At 39.7% G+C, this 21,667-nt stretch carries 23 protein-coding genes; 9 read left to right on the top strand and 14 right to left on the bottom strand.

All coding sequences use genetic code 11. The features are described 5' to 3' along the window. Positions 1-10: 10 nt before the first annotated feature. Positions 11-352 carry a helix-turn-helix domain-containing protein gene (locus OXT66_RS01265; protein ID WP_268595260.1) on the bottom strand — a complete coding sequence of 114 codons (342 nt, stop codon included), beginning with the start codon at positions 350-352 and terminating at the stop codon, positions 11-13. 169 nt (positions 353-521) lie between these two features. Between OXT66_RS01265 and OXT66_RS01260 the strand changes: the two genes are divergently transcribed. Next, positions 522-1,514 (top strand): zinc-binding alcohol dehydrogenase family protein, encoded by a 993-nt coding sequence (locus OXT66_RS01260; RefSeq protein ID WP_268595259.1) that lies wholly within the window; start codon positions 522-524, stop codon positions 1,512-1,514. 29 nt (positions 1,515-1,543) lie between these two features. Here the strand turns inward: OXT66_RS01260 and OXT66_RS01255 are convergent, their stop codons facing one another. Further along, positions 1,544-2,398, bottom strand: a complete 855-nt coding sequence (locus OXT66_RS01255; protein ID WP_056977538.1) for a GRP family sugar transporter — start codon at positions 2,396-2,398, stop codon at positions 1,544-1,546. Between the two features lie 367 nt (positions 2,399-2,765). Here OXT66_RS01255 and OXT66_RS01250 point away from each other — a divergent pair, with 367 nt between their 5' ends. Continuing rightward, entirely contained in the window at positions 2,766-3,761 is a 996-nt protein-coding gene (locus OXT66_RS01250; protein WP_268595258.1) for a tRNA dihydrouridine synthase, read from the top strand. A 43-nt stretch (positions 3,762-3,804) separates the two neighbouring features. Here the strand turns inward: OXT66_RS01250 and OXT66_RS09660 are convergent, their stop codons facing one another. Beyond that, positions 3,805-3,945, bottom strand: a complete 141-nt coding sequence (locus OXT66_RS09660) for a DUF1541 domain-containing protein (RefSeq protein WP_147649667.1) — start codon at positions 3,943-3,945, stop codon at positions 3,805-3,807. 263 nt (positions 3,946-4,208) lie between these two features. Here OXT66_RS09660 and OXT66_RS01245 point away from each other — a divergent pair, with 263 nt between their 5' ends. The 5 genes from OXT66_RS01245 to OXT66_RS01225 are packed head-to-tail and all read left to right on the top strand — an operon-like array spanning position 4,209 to position 9,901. Then, on the top strand, positions 4,209-5,840 hold the full coding sequence (locus OXT66_RS01245; protein WP_268595257.1) for a peptide ABC transporter substrate-binding protein: 1,632 nt from the start codon (positions 4,209-4,211) through the stop codon (positions 5,838-5,840). 26 nt (positions 5,841-5,866) lie between these two features. After that, positions 5,867-6,793, top strand: coding sequence for an oligopeptide ABC transporter permease (gene opp3b, locus OXT66_RS01240; RefSeq protein ID WP_268595256.1), 927 nt, complete (start codon positions 5,867-5,869; stop codon positions 6,791-6,793). A gap of 17 nt (positions 6,794-6,810) precedes the next feature. Next, positions 6,811-7,836, top strand: coding sequence for an ABC transporter permease (locus tag OXT66_RS01235; protein ID WP_268595255.1), 1,026 nt, complete (start codon positions 6,811-6,813; stop codon positions 7,834-7,836). 11 nt (positions 7,837-7,847) lie between these two features. Continuing rightward, a complete protein-coding gene (locus OXT66_RS01230; RefSeq protein ID WP_056977527.1) occupies positions 7,848-8,939 on the top strand; it encodes an ABC transporter ATP-binding protein in 1,092 nt (363 codons plus the stop codon). Between the two features lie 5 nt (positions 8,940-8,944). Further along, positions 8,945-9,901, top strand: a complete 957-nt coding sequence (locus OXT66_RS01225) for an ABC transporter ATP-binding protein (protein WP_268595254.1) — start codon at positions 8,945-8,947, stop codon at positions 9,899-9,901. A gap of 51 nt (positions 9,902-9,952) precedes the next feature. Here OXT66_RS01225 and OXT66_RS01220 read toward each other — a convergent pair whose 3' ends face one another. From OXT66_RS01220 to OXT66_RS01185, 8 genes are all read right to left on the bottom strand, one after another. Next, a complete protein-coding gene (locus OXT66_RS01220) occupies positions 9,953-10,855 on the bottom strand; it encodes a zinc ribbon domain-containing protein (RefSeq protein ID WP_268595253.1) in 903 nt (300 codons plus the stop codon). A gap of 14 nt (positions 10,856-10,869) precedes the next feature. Next, a complete protein-coding gene (locus OXT66_RS01215; protein WP_268595251.1) occupies positions 10,870-12,354 on the bottom strand; it encodes a zinc ribbon domain-containing protein in 1,485 nt (494 codons plus the stop codon). A gap of 11 nt (positions 12,355-12,365) precedes the next feature. After that, positions 12,366-12,737, bottom strand: coding sequence for a hypothetical protein (locus OXT66_RS01210; RefSeq protein WP_268595250.1), 372 nt, complete (start codon positions 12,735-12,737; stop codon positions 12,366-12,368). 91 nt (positions 12,738-12,828) lie between these two features. Further along, the gene (locus OXT66_RS01205) at positions 12,829-13,896 is read right to left on the bottom strand and encodes a TcaA second domain-containing protein (RefSeq protein WP_268595249.1); all 1,068 of its coding nucleotides are present in this window, start codon (positions 13,894-13,896) and stop codon (positions 12,829-12,831) included. A 373-nt stretch (positions 13,897-14,269) separates the two neighbouring features. Then, positions 14,270-15,013, bottom strand: coding sequence for a DUF554 domain-containing protein (locus OXT66_RS01200; RefSeq protein WP_268595248.1), 744 nt, complete (start codon positions 15,011-15,013; stop codon positions 14,270-14,272). 108 nt (positions 15,014-15,121) lie between these two features. Further along, the gene (locus OXT66_RS01195; protein ID WP_268595247.1) at positions 15,122-15,493 is read right to left on the bottom strand and encodes a DUF1304 domain-containing protein; all 372 of its coding nucleotides are present in this window, start codon (positions 15,491-15,493) and stop codon (positions 15,122-15,124) included. Between the two features lie 93 nt (positions 15,494-15,586). After that, positions 15,587-15,847 (bottom strand): hypothetical protein, encoded by a 261-nt coding sequence (locus OXT66_RS01190; RefSeq protein ID WP_268595246.1) that lies wholly within the window; start codon positions 15,845-15,847, stop codon positions 15,587-15,589. 14 nt (positions 15,848-15,861) lie between these two features. Next, positions 15,862-16,533 (bottom strand): matrixin family metalloprotease, encoded by a 672-nt coding sequence (locus OXT66_RS01185; RefSeq protein WP_268595245.1) that lies wholly within the window; start codon positions 16,531-16,533, stop codon positions 15,862-15,864. A gap of 226 nt (positions 16,534-16,759) precedes the next feature. Between OXT66_RS01185 and OXT66_RS01180 the strand changes: the two genes are divergently transcribed. Beyond that, positions 16,760-18,133, top strand: a complete 1,374-nt coding sequence (locus OXT66_RS01180; RefSeq protein WP_268595244.1) for an NAD(P)/FAD-dependent oxidoreductase — start codon at positions 16,760-16,762, stop codon at positions 18,131-18,133. Between the two features lie 74 nt (positions 18,134-18,207). Here OXT66_RS01180 and OXT66_RS01175 read toward each other — a convergent pair whose 3' ends face one another. Next, positions 18,208-18,588, bottom strand: coding sequence for a winged helix-turn-helix transcriptional regulator (locus OXT66_RS01175; RefSeq protein WP_268595243.1), 381 nt, complete (start codon positions 18,586-18,588; stop codon positions 18,208-18,210). 131 nt (positions 18,589-18,719) lie between these two features. On the opposite strand from OXT66_RS01175, the gene OXT66_RS01170 reads away from it, so the two are divergent. Next, positions 18,720-19,919, top strand: coding sequence for an MFS transporter (locus OXT66_RS01170; protein WP_268595242.1), 1,200 nt, complete (start codon positions 18,720-18,722; stop codon positions 19,917-19,919). A 77-nt stretch (positions 19,920-19,996) separates the two neighbouring features. Here OXT66_RS01170 and OXT66_RS01165 read toward each other — a convergent pair whose 3' ends face one another. Together OXT66_RS01165 and OXT66_RS01160 are read right to left on the bottom strand one after the other, a co-directional pair. Then, positions 19,997-20,701, bottom strand: coding sequence for a GTP pyrophosphokinase (locus OXT66_RS01165; RefSeq protein WP_268595241.1), 705 nt, complete (start codon positions 20,699-20,701; stop codon positions 19,997-19,999). 53 nt (positions 20,702-20,754) lie between these two features. Next, entirely contained in the window at positions 20,755-21,621 is an 867-nt protein-coding gene (locus OXT66_RS01160; RefSeq protein ID WP_268595240.1) for a LysR family transcriptional regulator, read from the bottom strand. Positions 21,622-21,667: the final 46 nt, after the last annotated feature.

Below are 21,667 nucleotides of genomic sequence, written 5' to 3'. Positions count from 1 at the left end.
GTTTTTTTGTTTAGCGATTTAATTCTAATACCATCCATGAAATCCACCAGAGAATGGGAAATATTAACCACCAATATCTAGCGAATAAGCTTTCCTTATAGTAATTATTATTTGGGGTCCAACTGCGTGTTTCTCCCAACCAGCGTTGCAACGTAGCGTCACCTTTAATTAATTCATCCAAGCTAACCTGAAATAAATCACTAATTTGAATTAGCTGGTAAATATTAGGTAAATGCTTTCCAGCTTCCCAATTCACCACCGTTTCACTGCTAACTCCTAGCTTAGTGGCAACATCTTGGACCGTCCAAGACTTAGCTTGGCGCTGTTGATTTAGCACTTCTGAAAATAACATGGCAGCTCCTCCTAACTAAAGATTTGTAATATTAGCTTAAGCATACTAATCGCGGTTTAGTTAAGCAAAAAAGAGGACTGAACCGAGTTTTTTACGTTAGCTCAAATAATTGTTACAATAAAGTCGTTAAGAAAAAATAAGTAATTTGGTTATTTTAAGGAGGACTTAAATGACTCAACAAAAAGCCGTTTTAATGAATGCAAATCACGAATTAGTGGATGCTAATATTGAAATTCCAAACCCAGAGGCTAAAGATGTTTTAGTGAAAATTCAAGCAGTAGCTGCCAATCCAGTGGACATCAAGCAACTAGAAACTAGAGATGGTAAAAATGCCCCTCAGATTTTAGGCTATGACGCTGTCGGCCAAGTGGTTGAGTTAGGCTCTTCCGCTACTAAATTTCAAGTTGGCGATCAAGTATTTTACGCCGGGGCCGTTAATCGCGACGGTAGTTTTCAAGAATATCAAGTTGTGAATGAAGATTTAGTTGCCTTGAGTCCTACCGAAATAACCACTGAACAAGCTGCTGCAATGCCCCTAGTTAGCCTGACTGCTGCCGAATTATTATTTGAAAAACTACACGTAATCGCTGAAGCTAACGCCAATTCTAGCAATCTATTAGTAATTAACGGAGCAGGCGGCGTCGCTTCAGTCTTAATTCCACTAGCTAAATGGGTAGGACTGACGGTCACTGCTACTGCCAGTCCTAAAAAATTTGACTACTTACGGCAGTTAGGCGTCGATCACCCCGTAGATTATCATACAGATGCTGAGGTAACCATCAGTGACCTTCCGGATAACTCTTTTGACTACATCGTCAGTCTTTTTGATATAACCCCTTACTGGGACGATGTTACCAGATTGATCGCTCCATTAGGACACATTGGCACCATCGTTCAATTCCCTAATCCATTAGATATCGGCCAGCTCAAGAATAAGGCCGCTTCGTTTGATTGGGAATTCATGTTTACTAAATCTCTTTTTCATGTGGATGAGGCTAGCCAGGGTCAAATTTTAGCCCAAATTGCAGCATTAGTAGATGAACATGCTATTGACGCTCCTCAAATCACTAACTACTCCGGCTTGAACGCTACCAATATTACTGCGATGTTAGACCAACTTAGGACGGGGCATACGACGGGTAAATTGGTGCTGACAGTATAAAACAAAAAAGATGCCCGCAGGCATCTTTTTTAATTTATCGTAGTGACAATTGCTCCCATCACAATTAAGGCTAAACCAATAATTGTAAAGATCAATTCACGAGTAGTTTTATGTTCATGTAAGAAAATTAAGCTTCCTAACGTCGACAATACCATTGATAATTGACCGACTACAAAAGCGGTGTTCACGCCATTTTCTTTAACCGAGAAGATATAAGTAATCGCAGCTAACGAAAAGACTAACCCAGAAATAATTTGCTTCCAACTTTTAGCTTCCTTCAAGGCTTTCAAATCATGGCTGAATGTCAAATAGATTAACACGGCAATTACCATCCCAACTGATTCTGGAAAGAAGATCGCTAAGCCAGATGAAGACATTCCTTTAGGAATTGTATTATAAATTAAATAACCAATTGTGGTTAAGACTAAGACAGTGTAAGTTGCTTTAACATTATTACCCTGCTTATCACCTTTTTGAGTGTAAGAAGTTAAGAAAACACCTAACACTAGGAGACCAATACCGATAAAGCCCATTGTTTTGGCAACCGGCGTGCTCCATTCACCAAAGATCAAAACCCCAATTAAGGACGTTCCAATCAATTGCAACCCGGAAGATACCGGCATGGTTTTAGAAACCCCAATATTGCGATATGCAACATATTGGCCGATTTGACCACAGATCCAAAAGGCTCCGGCTAGGGCAGCCATGATAAAGTCCTTTACGGAGATATGTACCCCTATCACAGCAATTACACCTAGACTAGCGACTAACGTTCCCATCGCCGTTCCAAAAATTTGGTTTTTTGTACTACCGCCAATTAACGCAATTGAAAACGGTAATAGCCCCCAACCAAGGGCGGGTAAAAATAGCCAAAGTAACCCCATAATCAATCATCCTTTCTCAACTAGTCCTTTTATGATAACCTTTTCATTTTGTGGTTTCAAGCGAAAACTCAAATTCTTGAAAATTTTTTTCAATTTTTAGTCTATACCATTTATTTCACAAAAAATGTTAGCGTTACTAATATTATTATATCAGCATTTAGCTCCATGTAAATTTTTTCCATTTACCATTTCGCACAAAAAAAGCTACCAACCAAACGGCCAGTAGCTACCCTAATCATAGACCATTATCTTATATTTGATCCAAAAGTACAATTATTTTAGGTTTAGCTTAAAAATTACATTTTTGGGCTAGTTTCTGCTAAAATAGACGAGTTAATAATCTTTAATAAGTAAAGGAGACTTTCCCGTGGAACTTTCACCATATTGGCAAAAAATTGCTGCTAAAACACGGGCCGAACACCGGCCGTTTTTGAGTCTGGCTCCCATGGAAGCCGTGACTAACGCCGTTTTCCGTCAGGTCGTTGATTCCGCAGCGGCTCCAGACGTTATCAATACAGAATTTGTGAACGCTCTAAGTATTACCCACCCCAAAGCTAAATTTACGGCCCAGGGGCGGCTATATATTTCAGAAAACGAACCCATCAAACCCATCGTCCAACTCTGGGGCAACGTTGGTGAAGATTTTCGAAAAGCGGCGTTTGCCGTCAAAGAAAAGGGCTTTGAAGCCATCGACATCAACACAGGTTGTCCAGATGCTACCGTCATCAAAAATCACGGCGGCAGTGACCTAATCCGGCACCCAGAATCCGCAGCTGAGGTCATCGCGGCCACCAAGGAAGCTGGGCTACCAGTTAGTGTGAAAGCCCGCCTAGGCTTCAGTAAGACCGACGAATTTCGGGAATGGATTCCGTTTTTATTAAAGCAAGAAGTCCAAGTTTTAACGGTTCACATGCGAACCCGCCAAGAAATGAGCAAGGTACCCGCCCATTACGAACTAATCGACGACATCATCAAGATGCGAGACGCAATTTCTCCGAACACTTTGATTGCCGTTAATGGTGACGTTGCCGATCGGACAGCCGCTAATAAGTTGGCGGCTGAACATCCCGGTTTAGATGGCGTAATGATTGGGCGCGGGATTTTTGCTAATCCATTTGCCTTCGAGGCTGATCCCCATGAGCACACCCCCAAAGAGTTAATCGACCTCCTTAAATTACAACTAGATCTCTTCGATGACTTCTCAAAATTGTACGATTCTCCCCGCTTTCCATCATTGAAGCGGTTCTTCAAAATTTACGTCAAATCAATTCCCCACTCCGCTGACTTAAGAGCAGAATTGATGGATGCTAAATCAACGGACGATGTTCGCCAAATGTTGGCGGCCTCGGATATTTTAAAATAATCAGAACAACCCGTAATGACTAATGGTCATTACGGGTTTTTTATTATCTAGCTTTTAACTCCGATTGCAATAACCACCGATGATTATTCATGGCTTTTTGCCCTTCAAACGGAGCCACATCCACAATGTAAACATTACTTTCTTGCGAGGAAACAATAGTGGCCTGAGCCCCTCCCTTTTGTATATCGTTTTACCAAAATAAACTAACTAAACGCATTATTTTGAGGTTCATTTCAGCCTTAACATTAGAAAACCCTTACACAAAATGAGAAAAGACTCATTTTTGAAAAAAATTAATTCACCTTAATTCCTTATATATCATGTGATTGAATCAATTTTCTAATTTAGATTAGAAAGTTTCTCATTTACAACTCATCTTTTATCATTTACTATTACTGTCAAACTTAAATAGAACTTAAGTCAGTCAATAGAAAGTGAGTGTTACATATGAAATCAAAGTCAGCCATTACCTTCGGGGTCATTTCAATAGTGGGAACCACCTTACTCGCCGCGTGCGGATCTAATTCTGCGACGGACACTACTAAGGCCAAAAACAAAACCCTTAACGTCCAAACCAGTTCTAGTCTAACCACCATGGACGTTTCCAAAAGTACCGATATCGTTTCGGCCCAAACCCTAAATAACACCAACGAAGGGCTCCTAAAATTTGGAACTAATAGTTCTTTGCATAAGGCTGTAGCTAAGAGTTGGACCGTTTCCAATAATGGGACCCGCTATACGTATAACCTCCGCCCATCCAAGTGGAGTAACGGTGATGACGTTACCGCCCAAGATTTCGTTTACTCTTGGCAACGAACCGTCAATCCTAAAACCGCTTCCCAATATGCTTACCTGTTCGATAACGTTAAAAACGCCACTAAAATTAACGCTGGTAAGTTAAGTCCCTCTCAATTAGGGGTCAAAGCAGTGGGCAAATACAAGCTAGTTGTTGATTTAAACCACGCTCAAAGCTACTTCAACCAGTTAGTAGCTAACCCCCAATTTTATCCTCAAAACGAAAAAGTAGTGAAAAAATACGGTAGCACGTATGGTACCACCAGCAAAGCCATGGTTTACAACGGGCCATTCAAACTTACCGGTTGGAACGGAACCAACGATACCTGGACGATGGTGAAAAATAAATCATACTGGGGAGCTAAAAACGTTCAGCTCAACCAGGTCAAATATTGGACGGTCAAGGATCCTCAGACTTCACTTTCCCAATACCAAGCCGGCAAACTTGATTTAACCACCTTATCAGGAAGTCAGGTTCAACAATTCACCAAGAATAAGGATTATGTGCTTAGAAATTCAGCTTCGACTTTCTACCTAGAAATGAATGAGAAAAAGCAACCCTTCTTTAAGAACACTAAAGCTCGCCAAGCTCTGTCCTTAATTGCTAACAGAGAACAGTTCGTCGATAAAATCCTAAAAGACGGTTCCCTAGCTTCTAACAGTTTCGTTCCTACCAAGATGCAATACCGTGATGGTAAAGACTTTGCCGTAGTTTCCGAAGACAAAGCCATGACCAGCTACAACGAAACCAAGGCTAAACAGCTATGGAAGGAAGCCCTAAAGGAAAGTGACAAGTCCAGCATTAATCTAAACCTCTTATCAGACGATACCGCCGCAGGAAAGAGCACTACCGAATACCTGCAATCACAATTTGAAAAGCTCCCCGGACTTAAGATTACCAACCAAAATCTGCCATTCAAGACCCGCTTGGCTCGTTCTTCTGCCGGTGACTTCGACCTAGTCGTTTCTGCTTGGAGTGCTGATTATCCAGATGCTAGTTCCTTCCTAGACCTATTCACTACCAACAGTTCCTACAACAATGGTAAGTGGTCTAACGCGGAATACGATAAGTTAGTTAAATCTGCCAGCGGTAGTCTAGCTAACAAGCCGGCTCAACGTTGGGATGCTATGCTAAAGGCCAACAAGTTGATTACCGACCAAGCCGGGGTAATTCCACTCTACCAACAAGCTCAACCCCAACTAGTTAAGTCCAACGTCAAGGGCGTCATCTACTACCCAACTGGTTCTAACTGGGACTACAGCAAGGCTTACTTAACTAAGTAAAGCCACGGAATTAAGGAAGTGACATAATGGCTAGATATCTATTGAAACGTATCTTTTATCTTTTATTAACCCTCTTTATTGTTATTACCATTACCTTCTTTTTGATGAAGTTACTCCCCGGTACCCCGCTGAATAACCAAGCCAAATTAAGCAAGTCCCAAATTGCGGTTATCTATCAGCAATACGGATTAGATAAACCCCTTTGGCAACAATACCTTTCTTACTTAGGAAATGTGTTGCATGGTAACTTTGGAACTTCATTTCAATTTAGCGATCAACCCGTTTCCTACCTAATTAGTAGCCGAATCGGGCCATCACTTCAACTAGGATTGCAAGCGATCATCGTAGGGGTACCCATCGGAACTTTAATTGGGGCTTTAGGAGCAGTGAAGAAAAATACTTGGGTGGACACTTCTACCACCATCATTTCCATTCTGGGGATTTCCATCCCCAGTTTTGTGTTGGCGGTCCTCTTTCAATATTTCTTCGGAGTTAAGCTGCACATGTTCCCAATCGCCAACTGGGGCGGCTTTATCTTTACCGTCCTGCCAACCTTGGCACTAGCTGCCTCACCATTAGCTGAATCAGCTAGGTTCATGCGAACTGAAATGGTCGACGTTATGAATTCTGACTATATCGAATTAGCCAAAGCCAAGGGGCTCACCAAAGTCGGAATCATTTACCACCATGCCCTCCGGAATAGTTTAATTCCACTCCTAACGGTTGTAGGGCCACTGGCTGTGGGAATCATGACCGGATCAATGGTCGTAGAAAATATTTTTTCAATCCCCGGAATTGGCGAGCTCTTCGTTAAATCCGTGTTAACCAACGATTACCCAACTATCATGGGATTAACGATTGTTTACAGTGTGATGCTGATGGTAGTACTTTTAATTACCGATATCATCTATAGTCTGGTCGATCCCCGGATTCGCTTGACTGATAAAAATTAAGGAAAGAAGGGACAACCATGATTAATCAATCTCAACCTAGTGATGCAGACTTTCAACTTATCCCGGAATCCGTAAAAGCCAACCTAGATGATGAAAAAATTTCAGCACCGTCACTAACTTTCACCCAGGATGCCTGGCGCAGATTAAAGAAAAACAAAAGTGCAATGGTCTCAATGGTGATTTTAATTCTCTTCTTCGTTTTGGCCTTCGGTTCTAGTTTCTTTGAAACCCATAATCCTAATGCCCAAAACCCAGCGGCTACTAATTTACCGGCTAAAATTCCAGGGGTCCCAATTCCGGGCCTAAACGGAACTATCATGCAGGGGGGCACCCGAGTTGATGCCTATCAACAAGCCGGAATGAAGCCGGGAACCTTTTATTTAATGGGGACCGATTCCTTCGGTCGGGATCTATTTTCCCGGGTACTTTATGGAACTAGAATTTCTCTAACCATCGCCTTAGTCGCTACCTTTTTTGACCTAACAATTGGAATTGCGTATGGAATGGTTTCCGGCTGGAAAGGCGGGAGGCTCGATAACTTCATGCAGCGGGTGATAGAAATCATCATGTCGATTCCTAACTTAGTGGTCATTATTTTATTGATCCTAGTGTTAAAACCAGGGATGGTTTCGATTATTTTGGCGATCGCCATTACTAGTTGGACTAGTATGGCTAGGTTAGTTCGAGCGGAGACCATGCAACTAAAGAACCAGGAGTTTATCCTGGCGGCGAGGTCCTTAGGAGAAAATCCCATTAAAATCGCTACTAAACACATCCTCCCGAATGTATCCAGTGTGGTAATTATTAATACCATGTTTACCATCCCTAGTGCCATCTTCTTCGAAGCGCTTCTATCGTACATTGGGATTGGGATTTCTGCACCGCAAGCTTCCTTAGGTACTTTACTAAACGACGGACAAAAGAATTTCCAATTTCTGTCTTATCAAATGTGGTTTCCAGCGATTGTCCTCTCCATATTAATGATTTGTTTCAATTTATTTGGAGATGGCCTCCGCGATGCTTTTGATCCAAAATCTAAATAGCAGGTGATAGTATGGAAAATTCAAATAATATTTTAGAAGTTCGTAATCTAGAAATTAATTTTAAAACCTATGCTGGCACCGTTAAAGCTATTCGCGACGTTAGTTTTGATCTTCACAGAGGAGAAACTTTGGCCATCGTGGGTGAATCAGGTTCAGGCAAATCAGTAACCACCAGGGCCATCATGGGGCTTCTAGCCAACAATGCCGTGGTTGCTAATGGCACTATTGAGTATAAAAACCAGGATTTATTAAAACTTTCCAACCGGCAAATGGAACAACTCCGTAGTGTAGATATTGCTGAAATTTTTCAAGATCCAATGACTTCCTTGGACCCTACTATGAAAATTGGTAAACAAATTGCCGAACCATTAATCGCTCACAAAGGCACTAAACCAGCTAAGGCTAGAGAAGAAGCCCTTAAGATGATGGAAGCCGTTGGGATTACCAATGCCGAAGAACGGATTAACGACTATCCCCACCAATTTTCAGGGGGGATGCGGCAACGAATTGTGATTGCCATCGCTTTGATTAATCACCCCGATATTTTAATTGCCGATGAACCGACCACCGCTTTAGACGTTACCATTCAAGCCCAAATCCTTAACTTGATGAAAAAACTTCAGGAAAGAATCAATACCTCCATTATTTTCATCACCCATGACCTAGGCGTGGTAGCTGGAATGGCTGACAGAGTGGCAGTGATGTATGCTGGCAAGATTGTTGAATACGGCACTGCGGAAGAAATTTTTTATAACCCGCAACATCCCTATACTTGGGGATTGTTAGAGTCTATGCCCACCCTAGACACCAATGCTAAATATTTGCCATCTATTCCCGGCACCCCGCCTGATCTGTTGACCCCACCAGTTGGTGATGCTTTTGCTCCCCGAAATAAATATGCCTTAGCAATTGATCTAAAAAAACAACCACCCTTTTTCGAAGTTTCTAATACCCACTATGCTGCCACTTGGTTACTAGATCCTAGAGCGCCGAAAGTGGTGCCACCAGCAGCCATTAGCAAACGCCAACACCAATATGAATTCGAACGACAACAGATATTAGCTCAAGAACGAACTCAACATCGTAGTGAAGAGGAGGTGTAGGAATATTGGTCAATGAACAAGATAAAATTTTAGAAGTCAAACATCTCAATCAGTTTTTTAACGTAGGCAAATCCGATGAGGTCAAAGCCGTTAACGACGTTACTTTCGATATTTATCGGGGAGAAACGTTTGGTTTAGTTGGTGAATCCGGATCTGGCAAAACTACTACTGGCCGAGCAATCTTACAGCTTTATAAACCCACTAGTGGTGAAATTATCTTTAACGGTGAAAACATCAATTCCCTAACTGCCAAAAAACAACAGCAACATTTTCGCCGGCAAATGCAAATGATTTTCCAAGATCCCTATGCATCCTTAAACCCCCGGATGAAAGTGCAAGATATTGTCGCCGAAGGAATCGATATCAACCACTTAGCCAACAGTAAGGAAGAGCGCAATAAGCAAGTGGCTGATTTATTAGAAACCGTGGGATTAAATAAAGATCATGCTAGCCGTTATCCCCATGAATTTTCAGGAGGTCAGCGCCAAAGAATTGGGATTGCCAGGGCGTTAGCAGTCAATCCAGATTTTATTATTTGTGATGAACCTATTTCCGCTTTAGACGTTTCTATTCAAGCTCAAGTTGTGAACCTTTTAAAAAAGCTTCAAGAAGAAAAAGGGCTCACATATTTATTTATCGCTCATGATTTATCAATGGTTAAATATATTTCGGATCGAATCGGAGTTATGCACTATGGCAAAATATTAGAAATTGCTTTGGCTGACGAAATCTATAAAAATCCCCTACATGACTATACCCGCAGCCTACTTTCAGCAGTTCCCATTCCCGATCCCCGGCTGGAAAAGGCTAGAACTGAAGTTGATTACGATCCTAAAAATGAAAATGACGGTAAAGAACGAAAATTAGTAGAAATTGTTCCTAATCATTACGTTCGTGCTGCAAAAGATGAAATAGAAATGTATAGACATCGATTTTTAGCAACCATCAAAACCCCCAATTAAGTTCCAAACAAAAATCCCTATCATTTTTACATGATAAGGATTTTTTAGTTTCTAAAAAATTGATTGGCCCAAGGATCCTGCATAACCAATAATTGAGTTTCCAATTGTTGTGAAAACTAAGGAACTGAAAACCCCAATTCCCACAACTAAAGCCAATTCAGCCAATAGGCAGATATAAAATTTATCGGCTCCATTTTTGCCATCATAATCCGCTACTAACACTAAAATGTACGCCACCGTCCAAACTAAGCTGGCCACTGACAAGACAGTCATAATCAAAATACTAGCAATGGAATCAATTCCTAAAAAGGAGACGTCTTTGATATTTACTAACATAAATAAAACTAATAATACAAAGTTAAAAATCAAGGTTAGGTTAGTTAGCTCAGCAAATCGATTAACAAAGTCCCAAAAGTTGGTATAAGCCGTGGAGATAATTCGATGAAATCCGTAACTAATACTGATGTAAACTAAGTAGCCTAAAATCATTGCGATAAAAACTAACAAGAAAATTTCAAAAATTTTACCATTGGCGTTAGAGTAGTCAAGCGCTCTTTCTGCTGTTGGTCCACCATTATAAATAACTGCTTTTTTAAGTTTGTTCATAATAGTTAAGCCAACCAGAGCAATCAGAAAAGCTTCTAATACAAATGAAAGTACCCCAAACCACCGGTTCACTTCAGTTAACTGTCGAGATGGATGTTTAATGGTTTCCCAAAACCAACTAAAGTAATTGCCAGTGAAATCCTTAGCATTAGTTAGCACCGAGTTTTCCGAGTCATTAGTAGCTTGAACCGGTTCAGTAGGAGTTTCCTGCACTTGAGTTGTAGTAGATATATTATCGGGTTCATTATCCCCTTCAGCCATTAAGGAATAACCACACTTAGGGCAAAATTTCACTTCCCCCTCTATCTGGTTACCACATTTGGGACAAAATTTAACACTATTTTCCATTTTTTCCTCCTGAATTAATCTTCGTCTGAGTGGTAATCATCAATTTTTTTACCTCCACTAATACTTTCAATTTGATAGTATTGCGAAGAGTCTGATGGAGCTGGTTTTAAAGTGGCTACATATTGAAATACCTGAACATGGTCATAGTCATAGTCAACCATTCCAAAATCATAATTAGTGTTATAAGTCACTAAGCTTGTATCATTAGGTCCTGGTTCTACACTTTGAACGTAGTTATCAACCCCGATACTATCTAAATCGTCATCGTCAAAGTATCCTCGTCCCATTGTGCGAAGTTCATTGTAGTCATCGTTACTAGTACCATTGACGAAGTAATCATAAAGCGGATCGTCATCATCATCAGTGGCATCATCTTCGTCAGAATCAGTTGATAACCCTTGAACACAAATCGCCACTTGATCAAAGAAATCATTGGCTTCATCGTCAGTAATTAAATTATTGTAATCTAAGGAAACAGATCCTTGATCGTCGTCTTTAGATAAATAGGTCGTATCAGTAGTGGCCTTTCCTGCACTAGAAGAATATTGAGCGTAAACGGCCATATCAGACGACCAGGGTTCATCTTTTAGTTTATATACCCCGTCAGTACCTGCTGTACCAATCTTTTTACCATTTAAATAAATCGCAGAAGAAGGGGTCGTAACTAAATCAGTGGTAATCGTAGTAAGGTTTAAATCATAAGTCTTATCATCATTAATATAATAATCACCAGCATTGGTTAAGGTCTTATCACCAATCGTACCGCTGGATTCCAAATGGTATTCACCCGGAACCATGGCGGTTAAATTCTTTTGGTAGTCGTCTGAATCCGCCGTTGCAATTTTTTTATCGTCTAATTTAATAACGTTCCCCGTTTTATTGGTAGTTACTTTAGGGTAAACTGGGCTTACCACAATTTGATAATTAGGGAAAAGCAACCAGCGATTACCATGACGCATAAAATTAAAGTTACCATCACTACTTCTACCATTTCTAGCAAGGTCATTATGTAACTTAGTTAATTCCTTGGGGTGATTATTGTAGTATTTATTTACCGGCTCTAATTTCTGTTTGGTCAGTTTTAGATCGCTTTTATCACTAGTAAAATCATTCGTCAGATCTTTACCATTCTTAATATCAGCCATAGCCCGATCTAAAGTAGCTGTTTGGGAATAATACTGTTTTCCCCACACAAAAAAGATAATTAAAGCTACCGCAGCGATACTAGCACCAATCACCGCCGCCTTTTTCTTTTTGCTCCATTTTTTTGCAGGTCGTTGTTTAGTAGTTTGACGTGCTGGTTTATTAGCCGTCGTTCCAGTAGCACTGGCCTGTTCCTTGGGTTTAGAGTCATTACTCATGTGATTAAGTTTATAACCACAATTAGGACAAAATGCATCATCATTGTGCACTAGCGTCCCACAGTTAGGACAATATTGTTTACCACTTCCAGCTGCATCATCTGCGGCTGCTAAATACCTAGTTAGTTTAATTTTCATCGCTATATCCCCTAATTAAACATTTCTTTAACCAACGCTTCGCCATACAAACATAATTGGCCCGGATTAGTTGGTTCGGGCTTAATTTCTACCCGAAAGACACCAGCATAACCCCTGTTTAACATTAATCCATACAGATGTTTCATTAAGTCCTGCCATGCTGCTTTCATTTCCGCATTTTGGGGAACGGCACTTTCTGCAAACACCAATCCGGCAGTTTGATACCCCGCTGGAACTTCTTGCGACCCGGTAATAACTAAACTTTTAGTGATCGCCGTTTCGTCAGGTGTTAACTCCAAATCAAATAATGGAAAATTTAAGTCAGCAGCGTGCGGAATAATAGTATATTCATCAGCTGGCGAAAGTGGAGAACCACACTTCAAACAAAAATTAGCATCGTTAGAATTTTAATTACCACATTTACTACAAATTCGATAATACGTTTGTTGCATCTTAAAGGCCTTCTTTCCTGAATTAATCTACTTCTTCAAACTTGCCGGTAGAACTGTCATATTCTGCCAACACCCCGTGGATATCGTCATAACGATAAGTGGTTACGTACTGATCATCATCTTTATCATAGAGTTCAATTTCATACACATCATCGTGCGGTTCACTTTCTGTGTAGGTGTAATTATCTGCAATTTTGTCAGTTCTAGATTCCATTTCAGAGACAACATTTTGAGCAGAAGAGGATAAGTCCTCATACTCACTACCGGTATGACTAATATCATCTTGTCCCGGCGTTTCACTGACATTATCATCAGCAACGTTATTAACTACGTCACGACCTTCACTTGCCTTTTTAGTTAATAAAGAAATGGACTTATTGGTATCATTAGCATCCATCAAGTCTACTTTTTTAGTTGCTGAAGACTGAGTACCTTCCAGCTTAAATTCATAGGCCCCAGGAAATAGTGGGCCAGCATTATAGATATAATTGTCGTTTTTAGTAGTAGCTAAAACCGTCCCATTGGCTTTAATTGCCGCATTATTAACGTTGGTAGCTATTTCCGGATGCATGGTAGTAACTTCTAATTTATATACCGGAAATACTAACCACTTATTTTTAGTAGCCTTTAATTTGAAAATTCTGTCAGTGGTATAGCCCGTTTGTTGCAAACTGGCCTTCATATCACTATCGTAATTTGGATTCTGCTTTAAGTAATTAATGAATGGTTCTACCGTTTTACCCGTTATTTTTAATCCTGGATTATCACTAACCACTTGAGCCGCTATGCGGTTGCTTTGCTTAGACTGAACTGCATTTACAATAGTATCAATTTGCTTTTCTTTATCGACTTTACGCCCATAAAAAAAGCCACCCGTTACGATAGCTACCCCAGCAACTATTAGTACTCCCCGTATAAGCCACGGATTTTTGGAATTACTATGATGTTCATTGGTACTACTTGATTGCCGCTTTTTTTCTCCTGATGCTGACGCTACTTGACTCTTTACTTTGCTAAGATCATAACCACACTGCTCACAAAAAGCATTGCTGCTTGCATTTTTATGATGGCAGTTAGGACAGATTTTCATGGTATTTACTCCTCCAATAGCCGGTTTAGTTATATTATTTATTGAAACTGACCATCCCTAATCAATTTCAATACTATGTAATATCCCCGCTGGCTGATTCGTTTGTGGCGGTTGCTTACTCAAATTATTTTGAATTTTTTCTAAAATAAAAAAAGAATTAAACGATACAAAATTGATCATCTTATAAACTAATTCAACCAATAAGCATAACTTAATAAGCAACTTTATGCTCTTTTAATATAACATCATAATAAATATTAGTTCAACTTAATTCTAAGTTATCCAATAGCGAATAATTGCTTTTTTGCCACTAAAAAAACCTCCAAATTAACAATTAGAGGTTTTAATATTTAGCTTTTAACCATTTCAATAACTAACCAAACACCGGTAATAATAACCAGGTTAACGGCATCACGATAATCAAAATGGGTACCATATCCGCAATCGGAAATGTTTTAATATTGCTTAACCGTAAACCAGTGGCCAACATTAAAATTCCACCAGCAGCTGATAAATTACCAATCATATTAGCCGTCATCAACGGCATAATTAATGCTGCAGAATAAAAAAGACCAAACAAAACGAGAGCCTGCGGAATTACTGCAATTGCCACTAACATCCCCAGTAACGTAGCAAAAATCAATGCACTGACAAAATCTAACATCCCTTTGCTGACTAACATATCCGAATTATGGGTAATTCCTTCATTTAATGCTCCAAAAATCCCCATTCCACTAACACTAAATAATACTAGCAATGCGATTAACTGTTCCAATCGATCGTTATTCTTAATTTGGTCTTGCTGGTTATCAATGGTCGTCGTTGAGAAATTATGTTCATCTTGCCGACGGCCACGGATTAATTTGAACAATCCATTCTTGATATGGTCCTCTAAGTGCATTCCAATTCCAATCGCACTACCAAGCACCGTTGCCAACACTACAATGGGTGTTTGCTTGATCTTTAAGATCATCACAATCCCCAACGACATTGAGATCAAACCTAAAATCAATGGCATTTGATCCTTAATATTACGCGGTACTGCCCCGCGCAGCAGGGTTCCAACAATTGCCCCCAATAAAGTTAATGCACAATCTACAAATGGTCCTACGGGCAAATTAACCCCTCCTTTTTTTAATCACACATTCTAATATATCACGAAAAAAAGCCGATAAAAAAAGGAATTCGATATCAGCTAGACATCGAATTCCATTATTTTCAATTCTTAAAAGTTAAACAGGATTGCTAAGACAGCCAAAATCGCTGGAAATGCCTGAATCCAAAAAACACTTTTTCTTCTGATTGTGGCCATCCCAAAAATTCCGGCCAGAACTACAAAACTAGTAAATAATAAACTGCCAATTACTTGGGCATTAACCGGAAAGTCAAAACGTGCAAATAATAAGCCACCACCAATAAAGCCGTTATAGATGCCTTGATTAGCAAGGGCGACTCTAGCTTCAGATTGTTTTAAAAATTCTGAACTCATCCCAAATGCTTTTTTTAGCATTTCCGTGCTGCCCCAAATTTCTAAAATCATAAATAAAATTGCTTCTACAGCGACTAATATAACTAAAATGGTGGCGCCTATTTGCATGATCAAACCCCTTTTCCTTATCTCTATCTCACTTAATTATAACCTAATTATAAATAGTGAAACAGGGTGCCAAATAACTTCTTTTATAATTAGTTAATCTCCACCACCCATTAGGGTAAAAATCAGTCCACCACCAACTACTGCCGCAATTACAATTCCACCAACTGCCACACTAAAGAATAGACCAACCCCACCTAAGGCTAACAAAATGATGAACCAAATCGGATGCCTAAAGAAAAAACGAAGTAAACTACCGATTAATTTGAAAAATAAAACGATAAATATTAAAACGCCAGCTAAAATTCCCACCTTAGCAGCGTTACTCATAGCCAATACAATTGGTAAACTAAACATTCAAAGACCTCCTTTTATTTGGTTCTGGGATAAATTTTAGCTAAATTTTTTAAGTCCGTTTGACTTAATTGATTAATTCCTTGGTCGACTGGATACATAACTGACCGCCTATTAGTATTATGATTCAAGCCCAATGCATGGCCTAATTCATGCACCGCCACCGAAAGTTTATATGCATCGGCATAATGACTATTTAGTTTAGCACTAGCGTGATTAATCGTATAATTTTCCCGGCCACTATATTGAATCATGGTGGGTCCACCAATCCCTAGTTCAATCATGCTGGCCTGCGGATTATTCGTGGCACTGCGCTCAGCCTTGTTATACACCCCAAAAGTAATACCATTTTGGTGCTTATTCGCTATTCCTGGCACTAATTTAACCAATCCGGTCTGATTATATTCTGTAACTGCTTGTAAAAATAATTTTTTAACTTCAGCTGAAGTTTGCTTTTTAAAATGATAGTAATAAACCCGACTTAAATCTCCGCTAGTTAACGTTTGTAATCCAGTATCGTTATCCTTAGTGCTAACCGTGTAGTTCACTTTGGGTTGCGGAATTACCTGGACAATTCTATTTTGTAGGTCTTTGGCCGTAGTGATCACTACCGTTTGGACATTTCGCTTAGTTGCTAACACAATGACGGCCAGCATAATTAATGGCCAGACTAAATATTTAAGTTTCAACGCTGACCCCTCCCAGTCTAATTGGTAAGTCTGTAGTTTACTCAGCTTTTTAAATTCTGCCAAGTTATAACCAAGTACTTTGAGAATATCTTAATCCTTTTTACCATTCCGCAAGGAAAATAAGTTTAGAAATTCCAGAGTTAAAAAACGTTTACATTCCAATTTTAACTTGTTACACTTAAGTCGTTACTTTAGAATCATTACAATTATCGAGGAGGACTTCATTATGGAAAATACCAAAGTTGTTATTGTAGGAGCATCCCACGGTGGCCACGAATCTGCCATCGAATTATTGCAAAAATATTCAAACGTCGACGTTACCATTTACGAAGCGGGAGATTTTGTTTCCTTTATGTCTTGTGGAATGGAACTATTCTTAGAAGATCAAGTTACTTCTCAAGACGATGTTCGTAACTTTAAGCCAGACGATATCATCAAGATGGGCGGCAATATCTACAACAACCATGAAGTCACCGCAATTGATGCCGATAAAAAACAAGTTACCGTTAAAAACGTAATCGATGGCACTTCAGAGGCCGTAGACTATGACAAATTAATTTTAAGTTCCGGGGTAACTCCTAGATCCTTAAGCCTACCAGGTAATGACCTAGCTAACATTTACGAAATGCGTGGCTATGATTGGGCCACTAAAATCAAAGCAGCCATGAATAACGACGCCATTCAAAATGTAGTGGTAATCGGTTCTGGTTATATTGGAATCGAAGCTACCGAAGCGTTCACTAAAGCTGGTAAACAGGTTACTTTACTAGATAGTATGGATCGTCCACTAGCTACTTACTTAGATCCTGAAATGACCAAGTATATCGAAAAAGAATTAGAAGCTAATGGTGTTAAGTTAGGCATGGGAGTTAACATTACCAGCTACCAAGGTGAAAATGGTACCGTTACTGCCGTAGAAGCCGATGGGAAACAATTTCCCGCTGATTTAGTAATCTGTGCAACCGGGGTAATTCCTAACACAGATTGGCTTAAAGGCACCCTTAACTTAGACCAACGTGGCTTTATTGAAACCGATCCTTACTTGCGCACTAATTTACCAGATGTTTATGCTATTGGCGACGCCCTCAAACCATACAACATTCCGGCTAACCAACAAATGCCAATCGCTTTGGCCACTACGGCTCGCCGTGAAGCACAATACGTGGTCGATCACCTCTTTGAAAACCAAGCTGCAGTTCCATTTGCTGGGGTAGTAGGTTCCTCAGCATTAAGTGTTTTCAATCTTAAGTTTGCGGCTACTGGTTTAAATTCTATGACTGCTAAACGGGCTAACGTTAACGCGCAAACCAATTTTTATCAAGACTATTTACGTCCCGCTTATGTGCCAGTTAAAAACGGTAATTTACCAGTTTACGTAACCATTACCTATAATCCATTGAATCACCAAATTCTAGGTGGTTCAGTGATGTCGCCATACGACGTAACAGCTCAAGGTAACGTTTTAGCCTTAGCTACTAGTAAGAAACTAACCTTAGAAGATCTTGCTAGTGCTGATTTCTTCTTCCAACCTGGTTTTGACCGCCAATGGAGTTTGCTTAACTTAGCAGCTCAAAGTGCACTAGGGTGGCAACGATTTTAATTAAAATAATATAATCCATAAAAAGACCGCCAAATTAGGCGGTCTTTTTTTAGAATTCATTGTTTCACATGAAACTAACTATTAATTCCATTAACGTATCCTTGGTGATTCGACAGCAAGGTCACTTCAGCTCCGTTTTCATTGAGCCGTTCTACTTGGTGTTCTCCCCAAATTGCCATGTCCACTAAAATACGATTCAAGTTTTTACCGTAATCCGTTAATTGATAAATTACCTTTGGTGGTACTTGTTCATAAACAATCCGGTCAATAATTTCATCAGTTTCTGATTCTCTTAGTTGCTGGGTCAACATTTTTTGCGTAATTTCGGGAATAGCTCGTTTGAGTTCCCCCGTACGCATCGGCCCGTTACCCAAATGGCACAAAATAATGGGTTTCCACTTGCCGCCGATTACGTCTAACGTGGCTTCAACGCCAATATTATAAGTTTTTTTCATTCGAATATCTCCTTAGGTACTTTTTGGTGCCTACCGTACTAAAAAGTACGTACTTGTTTTGATTATCCTGTCTCGTATAATGATTTTATTCGCTTATCATTTGTAAGTAAAGAACTTTAAGGAGAATCTCTATGAAAATATCTACAACTACTGATAACAAGGTGACTATTTCGCCCACTCTTACTTTAATAGCATTGGCAATTAGTGCTTTTGCTATCGGCAGTACCGAATTTATTAGTGTTGGTTTATTGCCATTAATTTCTAACAGTTTTGGCGTCTCAATTAGTAATGCTGGGTTAACCGTTTCTGTATATGCTTTATGGATTACAATTGGGGCTCCTTTGATGACTTTGTTAACTAGCCGTATCCCTCGTAAACAACTGTTAATTTATACCATGCTCTTATTTATCATTGGCAATTTAATTGATGCCATAGCACCCACCTTCACCATTTTATTATTGGGCCGAGTGATTGCTTCGTTAGCTCACGGTATTTTTATGACCATTTCATCAGTGATTGCCTCTAACGTGGTAGCTCCGAACAAACGGGCTAGTGCAATTGCGATTATGTTTACTGGTCTTACCGTAGCCACATTAACTGGGATGCCTTTGGGGACCTATATTGGTAACACGTTTAGCTGGCATTTTTCATTTCTGTTCATCACCATTGTCGGAGTGATTAGTCTAATCGCTAATATTCTGCTGGTTCCTAGTAACCTTCCGCTTCCAGAAAAATCATCTATTAAAGGAATTGGTCGGATTTTGTCAGATCCCCAATTACTCTTAGTTTTAGCATTAACAGTAGTGGGTTACGGTAGTCCTTACGTGATTTACACCTACCTTTCTCCAATTTTGGCTCATCTAGGTTATAGTTCTAACATGATTGTCTGGTTACTACTGCTATACGGCGTGATGGTAGCCATTGGCAACACCATTGGTGGTCGGTTAGCTGATAAGAACCCAGTTAAAGCTTTACTAGGGATGTTTGCTAGTTTGATTGCAGCCTACTTACTAGTTATCATTTTCTTCAACTCTCATTGGTTGGGCTTAATTGCCGTCTTGATCATGGGGATGTTAGCCTTCATGAATGTTCCAGGACTTCAGTTATACATTGTCCAATTGGCTGAAAAAAACACGCCTAACGATGTAACTATGGCTTCAGCTTTAAATATTTCTGCCTTTAATATTGGAATTACATTAGGTTCTATGATTGGCGGCCAAGTAGTTGCCCACGTCGGGTTAAGCGCTACTCCGTACTTTAGTATTGGGATGGCAGTGATTACGGTGCTTCTCAACATTTGGTTACTAAAAATGGCAGCCCAAAATAAATAAATTCATTAACTTTGAGTGGTGATTTCACCTTTGCAGACTCAATTTTAATACCAAAAAAGCTGACTAAGTCAGCTTTTTTATTTTCTAATTTTGGCCCGCAAATCATCCATTTCCTCATCTAGTTGAGTAATATCATGAGCTTTACGAGTTAAATCTGTTCGCAGTTGTTCTTTATTGGGAATGTCTTTTTTATAGTTTAATTCGTGTTCTAACGAAGCCCAAAAGTTCATTCCAATTGTCCGAATTTGAATTTCGACCGGAATCCGTTCCTCACCGGTACTTAAATACACGGGTACTTCCACGATCAAATGTAAACTCCGGTAACCATTGGCCTTAGGATTCGCCACGTAATCTTTTTCGGTCACCACCTGAATATCCGGCTGCTCTTTAATTAACCGCTGCATGGTCTCAATATCTGAAATAAATCTAGTAATCACCCGCACGCCAGCAATATCTCGAATGTAATCCGCAATTCGATCCGTAGTAAAATTCAACTGCTTGCGTTCCATTTTTTCGACAATACTATCCGGGCTTTTAATGCGCGACTGAATGCTATCAATTAGCGTAGCGTCATGTTCCAATTGATAACTGCGATCAATAAAATTTAACTTAGCCACAATTAAATCCAACGCTGTTTGGTACCGGATTTTAAATTCACCATCGAATTTTTGGGTTAAATTCAATACTTCTTTAATGGCTGCTCCCGTGGATAATTCACTTGGTAAGTCGTCTACGATTCGGTGGGGTTGCGGCTGAAGTTCATTATGATTTTCGTCTGCCATTTTAATCCCTCCTTTAGTCAATTATATAATACGAATCACACTGGTTTCTTCTTTTAAAACTCACTGTATTTTTGTTTAGCAAACTGCCAAAATTTTTCTGCCGCTAACGAATGGTTCGACCGTAATTTCAAGAAGGCCACCCAACTATACTTTTTGGGTTCAATTGGCAGAATTTTGACATTCGGATAATTAGTTAAGTCAAAGGAATTATTCATCAAAATAGAAATCCCCATTCCCTGGTTAATCATCTTTAAAATCAAATCAATTCGGCGCCCTTCATAAACAGTATCCGGCTTGATTCCAGCCGCCTGGAGCTCTTTGACCACTGGTTCGTAAAAGCGGGTAAATGGATCCAATAATAAAAATTTTTCCTGATTTAGTTGGCTTAACGTTAACTGCTTCAACTGAGCCAACGGATTATTTTGGGGCACCAACGCCACCCAAAAATCTTGATCCTCAACTATAACGTCGTATTCATCGTCAGCCGGTTCTAAAATTCTGGTAAAAAAGATATCCGCCGGTTGTTTAGTCGGGGCGTCCACTTCGTTGAATTTTAAATTAATTTCTGGATGGAGTTGCATAAATTCAGCCACAATGACAAACGCCCGGTACTGAGCTACCGTAGGGATGGCCTGAATCACCAACGTATTTTGTTGTTGAGCCAACTGGTTATGCAATTCAGTGATGATTTTTTGTTCTTGATGCAACATTTCTTGAGCTAACGGCAAAATAGCCTTCCCGGTTTCTGTTAATTCCACTTTTCGATGATCCCGCGAGAATAACTTAACCCCCCACTCCTTTTCTAACGCTATGATCTGTTTAGAAACGGTGGCTTGCGTTGTAAAAGTTTGTTCTGCTGTTTTAGTGTAGTTTTTAGTTCGTGCCAAATTAATAAATGCGGCAATTTTTTTCGTATCCAAAGTCGGCCTTCCTTAATTATTCCTATTTGGAATATCTTAGCACAAA

This window comes from Lentilactobacillus senioris (assembly GCF_026798195.1).
In the GTDB taxonomy this organism is placed as follows: domain Bacteria; phylum Bacillota; class Bacilli; order Lactobacillales; family Lactobacillaceae; genus Lentilactobacillus; species Lentilactobacillus senioris_A.
The sequence above is the reverse complement of the archived record's forward strand: the minus strand, read 5'-3'. Positions and strand labels throughout refer to the sequence as shown.

What these genes read in the sequence shown, in the direction of transcription:
- OXT66_RS01265 (WP_268595260.1), bottom strand. Translation starts at nt 352, where the DNA reads ATGTTATTTTCAGAAGTGCTAAATCAACAGCGCCAAGCTAAGTCTTGG.
- OXT66_RS01260 (WP_268595259.1), top strand. Translation starts at nt 522, where the DNA reads ATGACTCAACAAAAAGCCGTTTTAATGAATGCAAATCACGAATTAGTG.
- OXT66_RS01255 (WP_056977538.1), bottom strand. Translation starts at nt 2,398, where the DNA reads ATGGGGTTACTTTGGCTATTTTTACCCGCCCTTGGTTGGGGGCTATTA.
- OXT66_RS01245 (WP_268595257.1), top strand. Translation starts at nt 4,209, where the DNA reads ATGAAATCAAAGTCAGCCATTACCTTCGGGGTCATTTCAATAGTGGGA.
- opp3b (WP_268595256.1), top strand. Translation starts at nt 5,867, where the DNA reads ATGGCTAGATATCTATTGAAACGTATCTTTTATCTTTTATTAACCCTC.
- OXT66_RS01235 (WP_268595255.1), top strand. Translation starts at nt 6,811, where the DNA reads ATGATTAATCAATCTCAACCTAGTGATGCAGACTTTCAACTTATCCCG.
- OXT66_RS01230 (WP_056977527.1), top strand. Translation starts at nt 7,848, where the DNA reads ATGGAAAATTCAAATAATATTTTAGAAGTTCGTAATCTAGAAATTAAT.
- OXT66_RS01220 (WP_268595253.1), bottom strand. Translation starts at nt 10,855, where the DNA reads ATGGAAAATAGTGTTAAATTTTGTCCCAAATGTGGTAACCAGATAGAG.
- OXT66_RS01215 (WP_268595251.1), bottom strand. Translation starts at nt 12,354, where the DNA reads ATGAAAATTAAACTAACTAGGTATTTAGCAGCCGCAGATGATGCAGCT.
- OXT66_RS01205 (WP_268595249.1), bottom strand. Translation starts at nt 13,896, where the DNA reads ATGAAAATCTGTCCTAACTGCCATCATAAAAATGCAAGCAGCAATGCT.
- OXT66_RS01195 (WP_268595247.1), bottom strand. Translation starts at nt 15,493, where the DNA reads ATGCAAATAGGCGCCACCATTTTAGTTATATTAGTCGCTGTAGAAGCA.
- OXT66_RS01190 (WP_268595246.1), bottom strand. Translation starts at nt 15,847, where the DNA reads ATGTTTAGTTTACCAATTGTATTGGCTATGAGTAACGCTGCTAAGGTG.
- OXT66_RS01180 (WP_268595244.1), top strand. Translation starts at nt 16,760, where the DNA reads ATGGAAAATACCAAAGTTGTTATTGTAGGAGCATCCCACGGTGGCCAC.
- OXT66_RS01175 (WP_268595243.1), bottom strand. Translation starts at nt 18,588, where the DNA reads ATGAAAAAAACTTATAATATTGGCGTTGAAGCCACGTTAGACGTAATC.
- OXT66_RS01170 (WP_268595242.1), top strand. Translation starts at nt 18,720, where the DNA reads ATGAAAATATCTACAACTACTGATAACAAGGTGACTATTTCGCCCACT.
- OXT66_RS01165 (WP_268595241.1), bottom strand. Translation starts at nt 20,701, where the DNA reads ATGGCAGACGAAAATCATAATGAACTTCAGCCGCAACCCCACCGAATC.